At 67.1% G+C, this 16,114-nt stretch carries 15 protein-coding genes; 1 reads left to right on the top strand and 14 read right to left on the bottom strand.

Annotated elements, in window-relative coordinates; genetic code table 11:
* Complete coding sequence (locus BGI01S_RS02295) at window positions 1-729, top strand: class I SAM-dependent methyltransferase (protein ID WP_042321767.1); 729 nt, start codon at window positions 1-3, stop codon at window positions 727-729.
* Between the two features lie 119 nt (window positions 730-848).
* Here the strand turns inward: BGI01S_RS02295 and BGI01S_RS02290 are convergent, their stop codons facing one another.
* From BGI01S_RS02290 to BGI01S_RS02225, 14 genes are all read right to left on the bottom strand, one after another.
* On the bottom strand, window positions 849-1,271 hold the full coding sequence (locus BGI01S_RS02290) for a hypothetical protein (RefSeq protein ID WP_042321765.1): 423 nt from the start codon (window positions 1,269-1,271) through the stop codon (window positions 849-851).
* A gap of 63 nt (window positions 1,272-1,334) precedes the next feature.
* Window positions 1,335-2,576, bottom strand: a complete 1,242-nt coding sequence (locus BGI01S_RS02285) for a beta-ketoacyl-[acyl-carrier-protein] synthase family protein (RefSeq protein WP_042321762.1) — start codon at window positions 2,574-2,576, stop codon at window positions 1,335-1,337.
* Entirely contained in the window at window positions 2,573-3,799 is a 1,227-nt protein-coding gene (locus tag BGI01S_RS02280; protein ID WP_042321758.1) for a beta-ketoacyl-ACP synthase, read from the bottom strand. Before BGI01S_RS02280 ends, BGI01S_RS02285 begins: the two co-directional genes overlap by 4 nt.
* Complete coding sequence (locus BGI01S_RS02275) at window positions 3,799-4,524, bottom strand: 3-ketoacyl-ACP reductase FabG2 (protein ID WP_042321755.1); 726 nt, start codon at window positions 4,522-4,524, stop codon at window positions 3,799-3,801. Before BGI01S_RS02275 ends, BGI01S_RS02280 begins: the two co-directional genes overlap by 1 nt.
* On the bottom strand, window positions 4,521-5,009 hold the full coding sequence (locus BGI01S_RS02270) for a hotdog family protein (RefSeq protein WP_042322560.1): 489 nt from the start codon (window positions 5,007-5,009) through the stop codon (window positions 4,521-4,523). Before BGI01S_RS02270 ends, BGI01S_RS02275 begins: the two co-directional genes overlap by 4 nt.
* A 5-nt stretch (window positions 5,010-5,014) precedes the next feature.
* Window positions 5,015-6,199: a beta-ketoacyl-[acyl-carrier-protein] synthase family protein gene (locus tag BGI01S_RS02265; protein WP_042321752.1), complete on the bottom strand. Its 1,185-nt coding sequence runs from the start codon at window positions 6,197-6,199 to the stop codon at window positions 5,015-5,017.
* Window positions 6,196-8,928, bottom strand: a complete 2,733-nt coding sequence (locus BGI01S_RS02260; RefSeq protein ID WP_232624337.1) for an MMPL family transporter — start codon at window positions 8,926-8,928, stop codon at window positions 6,196-6,198. Before BGI01S_RS02260 ends, BGI01S_RS02265 begins: the two co-directional genes overlap by 4 nt.
* Window positions 8,928-9,680 carry an outer membrane lipoprotein carrier protein LolA gene (locus BGI01S_RS02255; RefSeq protein ID WP_042321750.1) on the bottom strand — a complete coding sequence of 251 codons (753 nt, stop codon included), beginning with the start codon at window positions 9,678-9,680 and terminating at the stop codon, window positions 8,928-8,930. The genes BGI01S_RS02260 and BGI01S_RS02255 overlap by 1 nt, the downstream gene beginning before the upstream one ends.
* On the bottom strand, window positions 9,668-10,099 hold the full coding sequence (locus tag BGI01S_RS02250) for an acyl-CoA thioesterase (RefSeq protein WP_042321748.1): 432 nt from the start codon (window positions 10,097-10,099) through the stop codon (window positions 9,668-9,670). Before BGI01S_RS02250 ends, BGI01S_RS02255 begins: the two co-directional genes overlap by 13 nt.
* Window positions 10,096-11,721, bottom strand: a complete 1,626-nt coding sequence (locus BGI01S_RS02245) for an HAL/PAL/TAL family ammonia-lyase (RefSeq protein WP_042321745.1) — start codon at window positions 11,719-11,721, stop codon at window positions 10,096-10,098. The genes BGI01S_RS02250 and BGI01S_RS02245 overlap by 4 nt, the downstream gene beginning before the upstream one ends.
* The gene (locus tag BGI01S_RS02240; RefSeq protein WP_042321742.1) at window positions 11,708-13,450 is read right to left on the bottom strand and encodes a glycosyltransferase family 2 protein; all 1,743 of its coding nucleotides are present in this window, start codon (window positions 13,448-13,450) and stop codon (window positions 11,708-11,710) included. The genes BGI01S_RS02245 and BGI01S_RS02240 overlap by 14 nt, the downstream gene beginning before the upstream one ends.
* Window positions 13,450-15,204 carry an AMP-binding protein gene (locus tag BGI01S_RS02235; protein WP_042321740.1) on the bottom strand — a complete coding sequence of 585 codons (1,755 nt, stop codon included), beginning with the start codon at window positions 15,202-15,204 and terminating at the stop codon, window positions 13,450-13,452. The genes BGI01S_RS02240 and BGI01S_RS02235 overlap by 1 nt, the downstream gene beginning before the upstream one ends.
* Window positions 15,201-15,863: a COG4648 family protein gene (locus BGI01S_RS02230; protein ID WP_042321737.1), complete on the bottom strand. Its 663-nt coding sequence runs from the start codon at window positions 15,861-15,863 to the stop codon at window positions 15,201-15,203. Before BGI01S_RS02230 ends, BGI01S_RS02235 begins: the two co-directional genes overlap by 4 nt.
* Window positions 15,863-16,114, bottom strand: coding sequence for an acyl carrier protein (locus BGI01S_RS02225; RefSeq protein WP_042321734.1), 252 nt, complete (start codon window positions 16,112-16,114; stop codon window positions 15,863-15,865). Before BGI01S_RS02225 ends, BGI01S_RS02230 begins: the two co-directional genes overlap by 1 nt.

Here is a 16,114-nt window from a genome sequence, read left to right as displayed (position 1 = left end):
GTGTCGTCATCCGAAACATCCAGTGTGCCCTTCGTGCCGGAGACGGCGTTCGGCATCTGGTTCCTGCGCACGCATACGTGGGAGCATCATGTGCTGCGGGTCGCGATCAACGACCTCAAGCGCCTGATCGATGCGCCGTTGCCCGATGCGCCGGTGATCGTCGACGTCGGCTGCGGGCAAGGCATTTCGTTTCGCCTGCTCGCCGAAGCGTTCAAGCCGCGCCGCCTCGTCGGCATCGACTTCCATGCGCCGTCGCTGACGCTCGCCGCGAACGCGGCCCACGCGTGCCGCAACACGCTCACCGATATCGAACTGCTGCATGGTGACTGCGCGAACCTGCCGTTGCCCGACGCGAGTGCCGACATCGTGTTCTGCCATCAAACCTTCCATCATCTCGTCGAGCAGGACCGCGCGCTCGCCGAGTTCCGCCGGGTACTGAAACCGGGCGGCATTCTGCTGTTCGCCGAATCGACCGATGCGTACATCAAGTCATGGGTGATCCGGCTGCTGTTTCGTCATCCGATGCAGGTGCAAAAGAGCGCCGACGGCTACCTCGACATGATCCGTCGCGGCGGCTTCAGCTTTGCTCAGCGCAACGTGTCGCTGCCTTATCTGTGGTGGAGCCGCGCGAAAGACTTCGGTCTGCTCGAACGGCTCGGGCTGTATCGTCCGCAACCGGGCAAGCGTCGCGAGACGCTAGTCAATGTCGCGGCGGTTAAGGCCGCCTGAAGGCCCATTTAAAGCCATTTAAGCCCGCTAAAACCCGTCAAGGCGCGCGCTTCTCTCACAAGCAGACAGCAAAGTCGGCATGCCGCCTTGCCGCCTCGCTTCAACTCAATCGCTTCGACTCAACGCGCTTCCAGCACGACCAGTTGCCCACGCACCGCAAGCGCGGCGGCGCTCGGACTCACACCGCACGTGAAGTCTGCCGACGAACTGGTTTCGGTGCTGTGAAAACGCGTCGTCACATCGATCACCGCATTTGCGTGACGCTCGCGCGCCGCGTCGCGCAGCTTGCGCACCGCTTCGCCGAGCGCCTCGTGACACGCGTCGTCCGGATTCGATTGCTTGCGCGCGATCCGAACCGAATACGCGACCTCGCCCACCTTGTTCTTCACCGCCGGATGATCCTGCTGGCCGAAAAACACCGGCACTTCACCGCGCGACTCGCCACCCGCCGCCGTGAACGGCACCGACTTCACCTGCGTCGCGCAACCCGTCTGCGTCAACGCCACCACTGCCAGCGCACCGAACACACCCAGTCTTTTCATTATCGTCACCTTCGTTGTTTTTAAAGTTGCGGCCGATTGTTCGGCCCTCGTTTTCCGGTCCATTCAACCGCCCTGCCATCCTTCGAACATGAGGCTCGCGCAACTGCCGCCAAACCCGAACGACACCGACATCGCCGCATCGATACGCGCTTCGCGCGTGGTACGAACGAGCGGCATGTCGCGCACGTCGGGCTCCGGCGAACCGTTATCCGCCGTGCCCGCGATGATGCCGTCGCGCATCATCAGCAGCGTGTAGATCGCCTCGTGCGCGCCGCACGCGCCGAGCGAATGCCCGGTCATGCCCTTGGTCGACGAAAACGCTGGCACGCGCTGCCCAGCCGTCGCGCCGAATACGTCGTGCAACGCCCGCAGTTCCTCGCTATCGCCGAGCGGCGTCGATGGCGCGTGCGTGTTGATGTAATCGGGGAATCTGCCCGCCTGTTCCAGCGCGCCGCGCATGGCCCGTGCGATGCCCGCCGCGCGCGGCGCGACCATCGCCGCGCTGTCCGTGCAATCGCCGAAGCCGGTCAACTCCGCATAGATGCGCGCGCCGCGTGCCAACGCGTGATCGAGCGCTTCGAGCACCAGCACGCCGCCGCCCGATGCGATCACGAAACCGTCGCGCTGCGTGTCGTACGGGCGCGACGCGTGCTGCGGCGTGTGATTGAAGCGCCGCGACAATGCGCCCATCGAATCGAACAGCAGCGTCGTGTTGTCGTGCAGCGCTTCGCTGCCGCCGGCCAGCACGATCTGCTGACGGCCGGTCTGGATCAACTGCATCGCCTGGCCGATCGCGAGCGCCGAAGTCGTACACGCCGACGACGGCGAATAGCTCACTCCTTCGAGCCCGAACACTTGCGCGACGTTCGCCGACGCGGTGCTGCTCATCACATGCGGCACGACGTACGGCGGCACTTTTTCGACGCCGCGTGCATGTGCGATCGCGAGCGCGGTATCGTAGCTCGCCATCGTGCCGACGCCCGAGCCGATCACGACACCCGCTCGCGGCGAACGCAATGCGGCGGGCGCGAGCCCCGCGTCGTCGATTGCGCTGCGCGCCGCGTGGCATGCGAAGCGCGCGGTGTCGCCCATGAAGCGTTCGAGCTTGCGTTCGAACGGCGGCTCGTGCGCGACCGACGCGACGCCCGCCACCTGCGATGCGAAACCGCGCTCGCGCCACGCGTCGATTCGCTCGATACGCGAGCGGCCCGCGCGCAATGCGGCCGACACGTCGCCGAGCGTATTGCCCAGGCACGACACGATCCCCATGCCGGTGACGACCACGCGTTGCAGCGCGACGCTCATCGAACGCGCCTGAAAATCAGCGACGTGTTGATACCGCCGAACGCGAAGTTGTTGCTCATCACATGTTCGGCGTCGATCTCGCGCGCGGTGCCGGCTATGTAGTCGAGCGGCGCACAAGCCGGATCGACGTTCTCCAGATTCAGCGTCGGCGCGTACCAGTTGCGCTTCATCATCTCGATGGTCCACCACGCTTCGAGCGCGCCGCACGCGCCGAGCGTGTGACCCACGTAGCTTTTCAGCGAACTGATCGGCATGCGCTCGCCGAAGGTCTGCGCGGTCGCATGACTCTCGGCGATGTCGCCGCGATCCGTCGACGTGCCGTGCGCGTTCACATAGGCGATCGCTTCCGGCGGCAGTTGCGCGTCGCGCAGCGCGAGTTGCATCGCGAGTGCAATCGTGTCGGCGGTCGGCTGGGTCATGTGCGCGCCGTCCGAGTTGCAGCCGAAGCCGACGATCTCCGCATGAATCCGCGCGCCGCGCGCCACCGCGTGTTCGTATTCTTCGAGCACCAGCGTGGCCGCGCCTTCACCGACCACGAGACCGTCGCGCGCGGCATCGAACGGACGCGGCGTGAGGTGCGGCTCGTCGTTGCGCGTGCTGGTTGCGTACAGCGTGTCGAACACCGCGACCGCCGGGCCCGACAGTTCTTCCGCGCCGCCCGCCAGCATCAGCGTCTGCTTGCCGGTCTGGATCGCCTCATACGCGTAGCCGATCGCCTGGCTGCCCGACGCGCACGCACACGAGGTCGGAATGATGCGCCCTTTCAGGTCCCAGAAGAGGCTCACGTTGACCGCCGTGGTGTGCGGCATCATCTGCACGTAGCTGTTCGACGTGACGCCGCCCATCGAGCCGCTTTCGAGCATCGTGCCGAACGCGCGGATCGGCTGCACCGAGCCCGACGACGACCCGTACGCGACGCCCATGCGGCCGTCCGCGATGCTCGTGTCTTCCGCGAGGCCGGCATCGGCGAGCGCCAGTTCGCTCGCGCGCACCGAGTACATCGACACGGGTCCCATCGAGCGCGTCTTCTTGCGCGGATAATGCGCCGGCAGCGTGAAGCCGGGCAGCGGACACGCGAGCCGCGTATGCAGCGACTCGAAGTAATCCCACTCGGGCATGCGCCGCACCGCGTTCTCGCCGGTTCGCAAGCGCGCTTCGATCACGTCCCAGCTATCGCCGAATGCGGTGACGCCGCCCATGCCGGTAATGACGACGCGCTTCATCACACCATCCCGCCGTTCACGCCGATCACCTGGCGCGTCACATACGAAGCCGCATCCGACATCAGGAAGCTCACCACCGACGCGACTTCGGCAGGCTGGCCGACGCGGTTCATCGGCACCGTCTTCAACGCCTGTTCGAGCGGCATCTGGTCGAGCATGCCCGTTTCGATCAACCCCGGCGCGACGCAATTGACGGTGATGTGGCGCGTCGCCAGTTCGACCGCGAGCGCCTTGGTCGCGCCGATCAGCCCGGCCTTCGCCGCGCTGTAGTTGACCTGACCGCGATTGCCCATCACGCCCGACACCGACGCGATCGTGACGATGCGCCCGCCCTTGCGCGCGCGCACCATCGGCATGGTGAGCGGATGGACGACGTTGTAGAACGCGTCGAGACCGGTCTCGATCACGATGTCCCAGTCTTCTTCGGTGAGCGCGGGAAACGCGGCGTCGCGCGTGACGCCCGCGCTGCACACGATGCCGTAGTACGGGCCGTGCGCGGCGACGTCCGCTTCGAGCACCTCGCGGCACGCGGCGCGCTCGCGCACGTCGAATTGCAGCACGCGCGCCGTGCCGCCTTGCGCGGCGATGCCCGTCGCAACCGCGTCGGCTTCGCTGCGGCCCGTGCGGCAATGCACAGAGACCGCGAAGCCGTCGGCGGCCAACTTGTACGCAATCGCGCGGCCGATGCCGCGGCTTGCGCCGGTAACGAGAACACGCCGGCTCATGAACTGAAACTCCCTTCGATGAAAGACTGAAAATCGGGCGGTTGAAAAACCTTGACGACGGCCTCGGCGCAGCACACGTCGCCATGATGGATCGTGCATTCGTACGCGCCGTGGCCTTCTTCGCTGCGCAACAGTTCGACGACGCGGATCGCGAGACACGCGCCGCCCGCGAACGTCGGCTGCAACGCCTTGTAGCTGCGCGAGCCGAGCAGCACGCCGGGACGCGCGCGGCCGCCACCGCGCATCGCCAGCAACGCGACGTGCGCGGCGATCGCCTGCGCCATCAGTTCGATGCCGATCCACGCGGGCATCGCGCCGTCTGCGTCGGCATACCACGCGTGTGCATCGACGGTGGCGTGCGCGCTCAGCGCTTCCTCGTCGAACCTGTCGACCGCGTCGATCAGCAGCATGCTGCCGCGATGCGGGATGATCGCTTCGATCGGTTGCTGCGCGAGTTGCTCGATGGTGGGCATGGCAGTCGTCATGCGCGTCACCGGCCGAGGATCAGGCTGACGTTGCTGCCGCCGAAAGCGAACGAATTGCTCATCACGTATTGCGCGTTCGCACCGCGCGCGAGGAAGCGTTCGTTCTCCACCAGGTCCAGCGGCGGCAATGCCGGGTCAAGCTCGCCGTCCCAAACGTGACGCGGCAGCGGCACGTCATCGCGCGCGAGCGTGAGCCACGCGAATCCGAGTTCGGTCGCGCCCGCCGCGCCGAGCTGATGCCCGGTCAGCGGCTTGGTGCCGCTCGTCGCGACGCCTTGCGGGAACACGCGGGTCATCAGCTTCGCTTCCATTTCGTCGTTCTTGCGCGTGGCCGTGGCGTGCAGATTCACATAGCCGAGCGCGGACGATGCGATGCCCGCATCGGCGAGCGCCTCGCGCAGCGCGAGTTCGCCGCCCGCGCCTTGCGGGTCCGGCGACGAAATGTGATGCGCGTCGCTCGATTCGCCGAGGCCCGCGAGCCGCACCGCCGCTTCGTCGCGGCTCATCAGGAATACGGCCGCGCCTTCGCCGACGTTGATCCCGCAGCGGTTGACGCTCATCGGATTGGTACGCACGCCGCTGGTCGATTCGAGCGACGCGAAACCTTGCACGGTCAATTCGCACAGCGAATCGACGCCGCCTACGACAACCGCGTCGCACAGTTGCAATTGCAGCAACCGGCGCGCCGACGCGAAGGCTTTCGCGCTCGACGTGCACGCGGTCGAAATCGTGAACGCCGGGCCCTGCACGCCGAGCGCGGCGGCGGCGAACGGCGCGGCGGTCCCGATCTCCATCTGCCGGTAGTTGAAGTTCTCGGGCAACTGGCCCGCTTGCGCGTGATAGACGAACGCGGCTTCGGCCGCCTCGATGCCGGACGTGCTGGTGCCGAGCACCACGCCGATCCGGTGCGAGCCGTAGCGCTCGCGCGCGGCCTCGATGGCGGGCGCGATCTGCGCGAGCGCGGCCAGCAGCAAGCGGTTGTTGCGGCAGTCGTAGCGCGTGAGCGCGGCGGGCGGCGCCAGGTTCAGCGGCGCGAGCACGCTGCCGGCGAACGCGTCGCCGATGCCGGTGTGCACGGTCGCCATGCCGGGGGCGCGCGTCGCGGCGAGCGCCGGCACGATCTCGCCGACGTCGGCGCCGAGCGCGTTGATCATGCCGAGCGCGTGCAAATAAACTGATGGCGTCTTCATGCCACCCTCCTCGATTCCGATGGCATGCCGATCGGCGCGAGCAGCACCGAGACCGCGATGCCGAGCGCGAGCGTCGCGCCGAAACTCTTCAGCGCGGGCATCGCGCTCATGCCGAGCATGCCGAACGACAACAGCGTGGTCGCCGCCGACAGCAGCACGCCTGTCCACACCGCGCCGAGATCCGCGTCCGCGCGCAGACAGCCTTCGCGCAGGAACACCGCATAGTTTGCGCCGACGCCGAGCACCAGCATCAACGCGAGCCAGTTGAACAGGTTGAGCGGCACGCCGGCGTAGCCGAACACCGCGAGCGTGACGCCGACAGCGAGCGCCACAGGCAAGGTGGTGGCGATGCCGCCACTCAGGCGCTTTGCCAGGGAGATTTTCGGCAGAGCGTCGAACGGCGCGGATGTGGTCAGGGTGTCTGTCAAAGAGGCCGGGTGCTGCTGCACGGCATCCAGGCGAGCGCTTCGTTGTGCGGGTCTGAAGGCGTCCTGCTGCGAGAGGTCATATTCCGCGACGCTTTCCGACAAGGTTTCCTGCGGCGCGCGCCCCGAGCCGATCTCGTTCGGCACGCTGGCCTGCGAAGCGCTCTTCGGCGCGTATCGCAGCGTCAGCAGCACGAGCACGAGTGCGAGTGCGCCGCCGAGCCACCAGCCGCTGTCGACGCGATATGCGCCGAACAGCCTGGAGACGCTCGCGGCCTTGTCGACGAATGCGACGCCCGGCACGCTTTGCGCCAGCGCGCCCAGCGCGGGCGCGTTGCGCGGCGTCACCCCTTGCGGAATCACGACGGCCGCGTACGTCTTCTGCGCCGCCCTCATCTCGCCGAGCCACAAATGCCGGTACGGTTGCGACCACGGCGCGGCGAGCCATCGTTCGACGGTGAGCGGTGTTTGCGATTGCGATTGGGCAAACGCGGCGAGCCACGTATCGGCGACTTCGTCCTTGAAGCCCGCTTGCAGCAGCGTCGCGCGCAACGCGGCGGGGTCGTTGAACACAAGCTGCGCGAGCAACGCGCGGTCTTCGCTCTGCCGCTGCGCCGACGGCACGAACTGCGCCACCGACTGATAACCGCCCACCTGGTTCGGCGTGCCGTTCAACGCGTCCAGTTTCGCGCCGAGCGCTTCGGCACGTTGCAGCACGGCCTCCGGCGTATTGCCGCGTACGACGAAAAACTGCGCGCTGTTATCGACGCCCACCGCATCACGCACCTTGTCTTCCTGCGCGACGAGCGACTGGTCGCGCTGGATCAGCAGGTGAATATCGTCGTCGCTGGTCAAGCGCAGCCAGCCTGGCATCGCGACGATCAGCAACAGCGCCGCGACGATCCACGCGCGCCGTCCGCCGATCGTGCGATGCCAGCGCGTCAGCAGCCGTGCCGCCGCCGCGAACACGCGTTGCGGGCTGCGCTTCGGCGCATGCGTCAGCAACGCGGGCAACAAACCCAGCACGGACGCGAACGCGGTCACGATGCCGGCCATCGCGAAGCACGCAATCTGTTTGAGCGCGGGAAACGGCACCCACATCAGGATCGCGTAGCCGAGCAGGCTCGTCAGCAGCGCGACCGTCAGCGCGGGCCGCACCGTGCGCGCGCCGCGCCGCGCATCCCACTCGCGCCCCGCGCCGAGATACACGACGAAGTACTGAATCGAATAATCGACCGCTTCGCCGATCAGGCTCGCGCCGAACACCAGCGTCAGCAGATGCAGCTTGCCGAACACCAGCAGCGTCACCGCGAGCGCACAGACTATACCGAGCGCCGTCGATACGAAGCCGAGCAGCAAAAGACGCGGCGAGCGGAACACCCACATCATCAGCAGCGCGATTCCGCACAACGACGCGACGCCGATCAGATGCACCTCGCGTTCGGCCGCGCTGCGTGCCGACTCCGCGTAGAAGACGGCGCCGGTGCGCGCCACCGACACATCGGGGAACGTCTTGCGCAACGTGCTTTCGCTTTGCGCGAGCGCCGCGTGGACCGCGCGCTGCGTTTTCGTTTCGTACGCGGAGCCGGGCAAGGTCGCGACGATCAGCACGCTGGTCGCCCCGCCGCGATGCGCGATCAGCAGGTTGTCTTCGACTTCGAGATTCGACGTCGCAAGCGGCAGGCCGCCGAGCCAGCGTTCGAGCCAGCCGAACGGATCGTCGGCGAGCGGCGTGGTGAGGCCGCCGCGCAACGGGCTGTAGAGGCGTTGGGTGAGGGTGTCGTGCAGCGTGGGACTTGCGGCGCCCGGTGCGTTCGTTGCACTCGCTGCGTTCGCGCTCGTCGTTCCCGCGTCGCCACTCGCGAGCGCCGCGCGATCACCCGGCGCCAGCAGACCAAACCGGTACGGCATGTACAACGCCGCGATCTGCGCGAGATCGAACGGCGGCAACTCGGCCGTCACCGAGCCGAACGCCCCGCTCTTCTCCAACGATGCACCGAGCTGCCGCGCCGCCGCTTTCGCGTGCGCGTCGTCATGGCTAGTGACGAGGAACACCGTGCGGTCGCCGAGCGCGCTCGCCAGTGTATCGACCGCCTGTTCGGCGACCGGATCTGCTTCGGTGGCAGGCAGCAGCGCGAGCAGATTGGTCTGCAACGGGGACGGCCCCGCGAAGCGCCACGCGCAATACAGCGTCGCGACCAGCGCCAGCAGCAGCCACGCGGCGCGCACGCCCCATGTCCGCTTCGTGGCGCGCGGTGGCGGTGTGTTGTGCACGTCGTGTTCGCGCATGTCCCGCGGGTTCATTACGGCGCTCCGAGCAGGCTGCTTTCGGCCGCGGTCGGCTCGCTCACAGCCGCGCTCTTCGTGAATTCGAGCTTCGTGACGTCGCCATTCGCCAGCGTAATGCGCAGGCTTTGCAGATAGTCGCCGCCATCCATCTCCAGACGCTTGATCGACTGCGCGATCTGCGGCTGGTTCGGCGTCAACCGCATGCGCCATTGCGTGGCGCTGCCTTCGGCCTGCACGTCGAATTGCGAATACAACGCCGACAGGTCGCCGCCGAGCATCGCGCGCATCATCTTCGAGACTTGCGCGACGCCGCGCGTGCCTTGCGCGCTGTGCGCGTTCACGCGCCGGCCGGTGGCGTCGATCTGCACGACGCCCGCGTCGGTGATCACATAGGTGGCTTTGTACGGCGTGTCGATCTGCCAGATCACGCCGCGCTCGCGATAGAACAACAACGTGCCGCTGCTGACAAGCGGCTGTTTCATCGCGGCCAGCGTCTGCGTCTGCGTGAATTGGGCGCGCACGCCGCTGGCCTGGGCGAGATGTGCGGCGATCTGCGAAACGAGCGCGGGGTTGCCGGCGGGTGTCGATGCTGCGTTGGTTGCGGTGGTTGCAGCGTTTGTCGTCGCCGCACTTGCCGCCGACGCCGGCCATGCCATCGCGCCGCCTATACCGACCACAGCGACCACGGCGATCGCGCCCAGCCTGCGCCATGCAGCCAATGTGCCCGATGCACTCGTCTCTAGCGCACGCAATCTCATCGTCCCCATACTCGCTCCAGCTTTTCGAACACAACCGGCGGCGAGACGAACTGCAACTCCTGGGTGGCGGCATCGACCGCGACCTGGATCGTGTAGCCTTTCGTCAGTCGCATGCCCGATGCGCAATCGACAATTTCATAGCCTATTTTCAGGCGGTTTTCGTGTTCGAGCAGTTGTGTACACACTTCGAGCTGCTGACCGTACACGGCCGGTCGCACATACTTCAGATGCGCCTCGACGATCGGCCACACATAACCCGACGCCTGCATCTCGCGATAGTCGTAATCGAACGCGCGCAGCAGCGCCGCGCGGCCGATCTCGAAGTACTTCAGATAGTTGCCATGCCAGCACACGTTCATCGCGTCGACGTCGTGAAACGCCACTTCGACCGTCGCGCTCGCGCTCAGCACTTTCGGCGCGGCGCTCATGCGTTCGCTCCTGTGCGATGGTCCGTGCGATAGTCGTCAAGCAGATCGCACGCGGCAATGCGCGCGGTCAACGCGCGCAGTTCGCCCTCCAGTGCGCGGTCCTCGTCGACGAACGGCGACAGCGCGCCCACGCCATCGATAAAGTTTTGCAGCGGCGCCGGCACCGGCGTCGCACTATCGATCTGCAACCGCAGACGCGCGGCCTGCACCGTCGCGAGCGTATGCGCGGCGGCCACCTGCTCGGTCAACTCCAGCACGCGCAAACAGTCGCGCGCGGCGATCGTGCCCATGCTCACCTTGTCCTGATTGTGCGACTCGGTCGAGCGCGAAAAGACGCTCGCGGGCATCGTGTTCTTCAGCGCTTCCGCCGTCCATGCCGACGACGAAATCTGCACGGCCTTGAAGCCATGATTGATTGCCGCGCGCGCGGGCACCGCGCCCGACAGATTGCGCGGCAAGCCGTTGTTGAAGTTCACGTCGACCAGCAGCGCAAGCTGCCGGTCCATCAGATCGGCGAGATTGGCGACCGCGACCTTCAGCGCATCCATCGCGAACGCGATATGGCCGCCGTAGAAGTTGCCGCCGTGCAGCACGCGCTCGTTGTCCGGGTCGATCAGCGGATTGTCGTTCGCGCTGTTCAGCTCGTTCTCGACGTCGCGGCGCACCCATGTCAGCGCATCGCGCGCGACGCCGATCACGTGCGGCGCGCAGCGAATCGAATAACGGTCCTGCAAACGATGACCCGGCGTATCGTCGCGGCCGGCGAGATCGTCGCGAATCCATGCGGCCGCTTCGGCCTGGCCCGCATGCGGCTTCACGTCGAACAACGTCGCGTCGAAATGCGCGGCGCGGCCGTCGAGCGCGACCGTTGCGAGCGCGGTCAAACGCGCGGTGAGCCGCGTCAGATGATCGACGCGGGCAAACGCGAGACAGGCGAGGCCCGTCATCACCGCCGTGCCGTTCATCAGTGCGAGCCCCTCTTTCGGCGCGAGCGCGAGCGGCGCGAGGCCGAGTTCGGTCCACACGTCACGCACGTTGCGCAGCGCGCCTTCGAACCACACGTCGCGCTCGCCGGCGAGCGCCGCCGCCACGTACGACAGCGGCGTCAGATCGCCGCTCGCGCCGACCGAGCCTTCAGCCGGAATGCGCGGCAACACGCGATGATTGATCAGGATCGCCAGGCGTTCGAGCAGCACCGGACGCACGCCGGAAAAACCATAGGCCAGCGAGTTCAGACGCGCCGCGATCACCGCGAGCGTTTGCCCGTCGTCGAGATATTGGCCCATACCGCAGCCGTGATAACGCGTCAGTTGCAGCGGCAATGCTTCGACCAGTTCCATCGGCACGTCGACCACGCAGGCGTCGCCGTAACCGGTGTTGACGCCATACACGGTCGCTCCCTCGGCCAGATGGCGGCGCAGAAAATCCGCCCCGCGCTGGATGCGCGCGCGCCATGCGGGGTCCGCGCTCAACGCGACCGGCGCGCGGCGCCGCGCAATCGCGACGACCTCTTCGATCGTCAGTTTGCGCGCGCCGATCACGACCGCCGCTGCGTTTGCTTTTGTGTCCGCCGTCACGCGCGCGCCGACGGCACGCGTGTCGCTCAGATCATGTTCGGCCATTCGCGCCTCGCTTGGGGCTGGCCCAGAAATCGAAGAAGTTGAACCATTGATAAGGAGCCTTGCGGCAATAGTGTTCGAGACGTGCCGCGTAGCGTTGCGCCCACGTCGCGAGATGCTGCGCGCGTTCGCGGCGCGGCAACTCGATGCGCTCGGCGAACGGCTCGAAATACAGGCGATAACCGTCGCGCACTTTCAGGCAGAAGAACAGATAGACCGGGCAGCCAAGCGCATGCGCGAGCACATACGGACCTTGCGCGAACGGCGCGCTCGCGCCGAGAAATTGCGCGTCGGTGGTGCGGCCCGCTTCGTGCGCGGGGACCCGATCGCCGACGATCACCAGCAGTTCGCCGGCATCGACGCGCTGCTGCATCAGCATCGCGGTCTCGGGTCCGAAGTCGCGGACTTCGAGCAGATGCCGCGAGAACTCGCTATTCGCCGACGCCAGCACGCTATTGAAGCGGCGCGCGTGTTCCGTATAGACCACGGCAGTGACTTTCGCATGCGCGCCGTGCGCGGCGAGCGCGCGCGTCATCTCCAGATTGCCGAGATGTGCGCCGATCACGAGCGCGCCCTTGCCGCTCGCGACCAATGCTTCGAACGCCGAACGATCTTCGAACCTGACGTCGGCATCGTCGACGCGCCCGGACCACGCGGCGAGCTTGTCGAAGCCCGACTGTGCGAACGCCAGCATGTGACGATACGCGGACAGCCAGCCCGGACGCGGCGTGGCGCCGTGCGGCGCGCTCGCGCCGAGATGCCTGAAGTAGTTGCCCGACGCCTCGCGGGCGGCGCGGCCGGTCAGCAGAAAATACGCGACGATCGGATGCAGCCAGAGCGCGGTGAAGCGGCGGCCGAACAGTGTGCAACTGAGCGCGAGCAAGGCCATACCGACATGGCTGCCGCGCTCGGCGATACGCCACCAGTCGGCGGCGTGCGGTTCCGTGGGTTCGTGCGGTTCGCGCGCCTCAGAGGCCGGTGCGGTACGGCGTGGCATCACCTTATGCGCGAGCAGCATCGGCAGACGGCCCAGCATGCCGAACACCAGCCGCGTGTGACTGCGGCTGATCCGCACGTTGTCCCACAGCACGTCGAAATGCGACACGCCGTCGGCGGCATAGGTGACGCGCGTCGGAATCGAGCGGAACGCCGCGCGCCGCCAGTGCAGGCGCACGAGGATTTCGATGTCGAAGTCCATCCGCGTCGGCAACGCGACGCTATCGATCAACTCGCACGCGAGCGCCAACGGATAGAGCCGGAAGCCGCACATCGAATCGCGGATCGTCAGCGACAGCGTTTCGATCCACACCCACACGTGCGTCAGATAGCGGCCGTAGAGACGCGCTTTCGGCACACTCTCGTCGTAGACCGGGCGGCCGAGAATCACCGCGCCCGGCTCGGCGCGCGCGGCGTCGATGAAACGCGGCACGTCGGTCGCGTCGTGCTGGCCGTCGGCGTCGATCTGCAACGCGTGCGTGTAGCCCGCGTTGCGCGCGACGCGCAGCCCCGCCATCACCGCCGCGCCTTTGCCGCCGTTGACCGGCAGGCGCAGCAGCGTGAGTTGTTCCGCGTATTGTTGCGCGAGTTCTGCGAGCACCTGTCGGGTCGCGTCGTCGCTGCCATCGTCGACGACGAAGATCGGCAGACGATGCACCGCCAGATGCGCGACCGTCGCGCCGATCGCGTCCTTGTGGTTGTAAATCGGAATGACGATGCAGGGAGCGAATTTCATCACGTGGGCTCCCGGTAGACGATCACGCCCGACGCGCATTCGCGGCCATCGAGCCGGTACGCGAACTGCACGCGCCGGCGCGCGGCGTCGTGCGCGAGCGTGAGCCTGAGCACCGCGCCCGGTGAGACCGGCGCCATGAACTTCAGGCGATCGATCGACGCCACCGCGCGCACGGCCGGCACGTGATCGGCGGCGAGGCGCACGGCCCAGTCGACCTGGACCACGCCCGGCAGAATCGGCAGACCCGGAAAATGGCCGGCGAAATGCACGAGCGTGGGCGGCACGCGCAACTCGTAATGCAGCTTGTCGCCGCCGGATGCTTCTGCTCCGGTCCGCGCTTCGGCCAGCACTTCCATGCCTTCGGCGCGCGCCGTGAACGCGGCCGCTACCGCGCTTGCCGGCAGCTTGCCGCGCGCGTCGAACGGCAAGCTCAGCCGGAAACGCCAACGACGCGGCAGCACCACTACGTCGACATAGCCGGCGAGATGCCGGCGCAGGGTTCGCGCGAGCAGCACGCGGCCCTCGTCGCGCAAGGCCGCGCTGCCCGCGTCGGTCAAAGCGACCAGCGCGCCGACGCGTTCGCGCGACGCGCCTGCGAGCGGCACCAGCGCCGCTTGCGCGACGTACGGATGCAGCGCGAGACGCGCTTCCAGTTCGGGCAGCGACACGCGCTTGCCATCGAGCTTCAGCACGCGATCGAGCCGGCCTTGCAGACGGAAGCGGCCCTGTTCGTCGCAAGCGATCTGATCGTCGGTGCGATGCCAGCCTGGATGATCGAGATGCGGCGAGCGCACGCTCAACGCGCCGTCTTCGTCGCGGCGAATCTCGATGCCAGTCACAGGCTCCCACGCATCGGTCTCATCCTGCCGCCGCCACGCGATGCCGCCGGTCTCCGTGCTGCCGTAGATTTCCAGCGGCGCCGCGCCGTAAGCCGCGGCGTACTGTTGTGCGGTGTCGAGCGCGAGCGGGCCGCCCGACGAAAAGAATGCGCGCGGCGCCGGGGTCAATGACGCGAAGCCGGGCAACGCGGGCCAACGCGACAACTGCGCGGGCGTCGAAACGACCACGCTCGCGCCGCATTGCGCGATACGGCTTTGCAGTTGCAGCGGCTCGATGCTGAGCGCACGATCGAACGCGCGGCCGGCGGCCAGCGGCCACAGCACGCGAAACAGCAAACCATAGATGTGATGGTGCGGCACGCTCGCGAGCATCGTCGCGTCGCCGATCAGCGCGCCCCATTGCCGTTCGAGCGTGTGCACTTCGGCGTTGAATTGCGCGAGCGTTTTCCGAATCGGCTTGGGGCTGCCGCTGCTGCCGGAGGTGTAGAGCGTGAGCGGAGCTTGGGGGTCGATGGGATAAGCGGCGTGTTGTTCGTGCGTTGGGGTGATCGCGGCGTTCGCGGCCGCGCTTGCCTTCGTACTCGCGTGCCACGCAAACGGCGGCAGGTCCGCGTCGCTCAGCATCGCGTCGTATGCGTCGGCGAGATCGGCGAGGTAGCCCGGCGTCGCGTTTGCCGGAATCACCGGCTCCTTGCCGCACGCGAAGAGCGCGAACAATGCGCAGGCGAAGTCGAACGGATCGTCGATACACAGCGCGCAGCGTTGCGCGCCCACGCTTTGCATGTGTGCAATCCACGCGGCGACGCGCGCGCGAAACGCCGCGCGATCGAGCACGTCGCCACCGTCGCGGCAGACCGGCGCGGCAAGCGTGAGGACTTCATCGGAAACCGACAGCAAATCATGCAACGCAATCATGCCGCCTCCGAACGCGCGGCTCGCGGCAACACGACCAGATAACGCCAGATCACCTCGCCCACCAGCAGCACGCCGATCAGCCCGTACGCGATCGCGCCGTTATACAGCGACCAGTTCGCGCGGCTCCAGTACAGCGCTGTGTACGCGGAAAACGCGCCGTTGAGCACGAAGAATGCGCACCACACCTGGGTCACGCGCCGCGTGTGACGCACCGCGCCGGGCGACAGTTCGGGCTTGCCGAGGCGCGCGAATTTTTCGATCATCGACGGCCCGCGCACGAGCGTCGCGCCGAACGCGATCAGCAAGCCGAGATTGACGAGCGATGGATACAGGCGCAGCAGCAGTTCGCTATCGGTGACGACGATCGCCGCCGACGCGACGCTCAGCAAGCCGATCACGCTCCACTCGACGCCCGACAAACGCCGCAGCGAGGCCGCGACCGTACCGCCGCCGGCCCAGCGCTGCAGCCATAAAATCGCGAACAGCATCCCGCCGACGAGGCGTGGCGCATCCCAGCGCCACGCGCACAGAATCAGCGCGGGATACGCGAGCTTCAACAGCACCTGCATGACGGTCTTGCCCCAGTGGCGCTCGGCGGCCGGCGCGGACGCGGCGGTCGCGGGCGCCGTCGTCGGCATGCGCGAGCGCGCGGCCGACATCAGCCTTGGGCCGCCAGCAGGGATTCGACCGCACCGATCACGTCGCCGACGGTGCGCACCGATTTGAACTCTTCCGGCTTGATACGGCGGCCGGTCATTTCCTGCAGTTTGATCGCGAGGTCGACAGCGTCGATGCTGTCGAGATCGAGGTCTTCGAACAGATGCGCGTCGGGCGTCACGCGCTCGGGCTCGATGGCGAAGTTCTCTTTGAAGATCGCGCGGATGCGTTCAAGAATCTCTGCGTCGGACAC

Source organism: Paraburkholderia ginsengisoli NBRC 100965 (assembly GCF_000739735.1).
In the GTDB taxonomy this organism is placed as follows: Bacteria; Pseudomonadota; Gammaproteobacteria; order Burkholderiales; family Burkholderiaceae; genus Paraburkholderia; species Paraburkholderia ginsengisoli.
The sequence above is the reverse complement of the archived record's forward strand: the minus strand, read 5'-3'. Positions and strand labels throughout refer to the sequence as shown.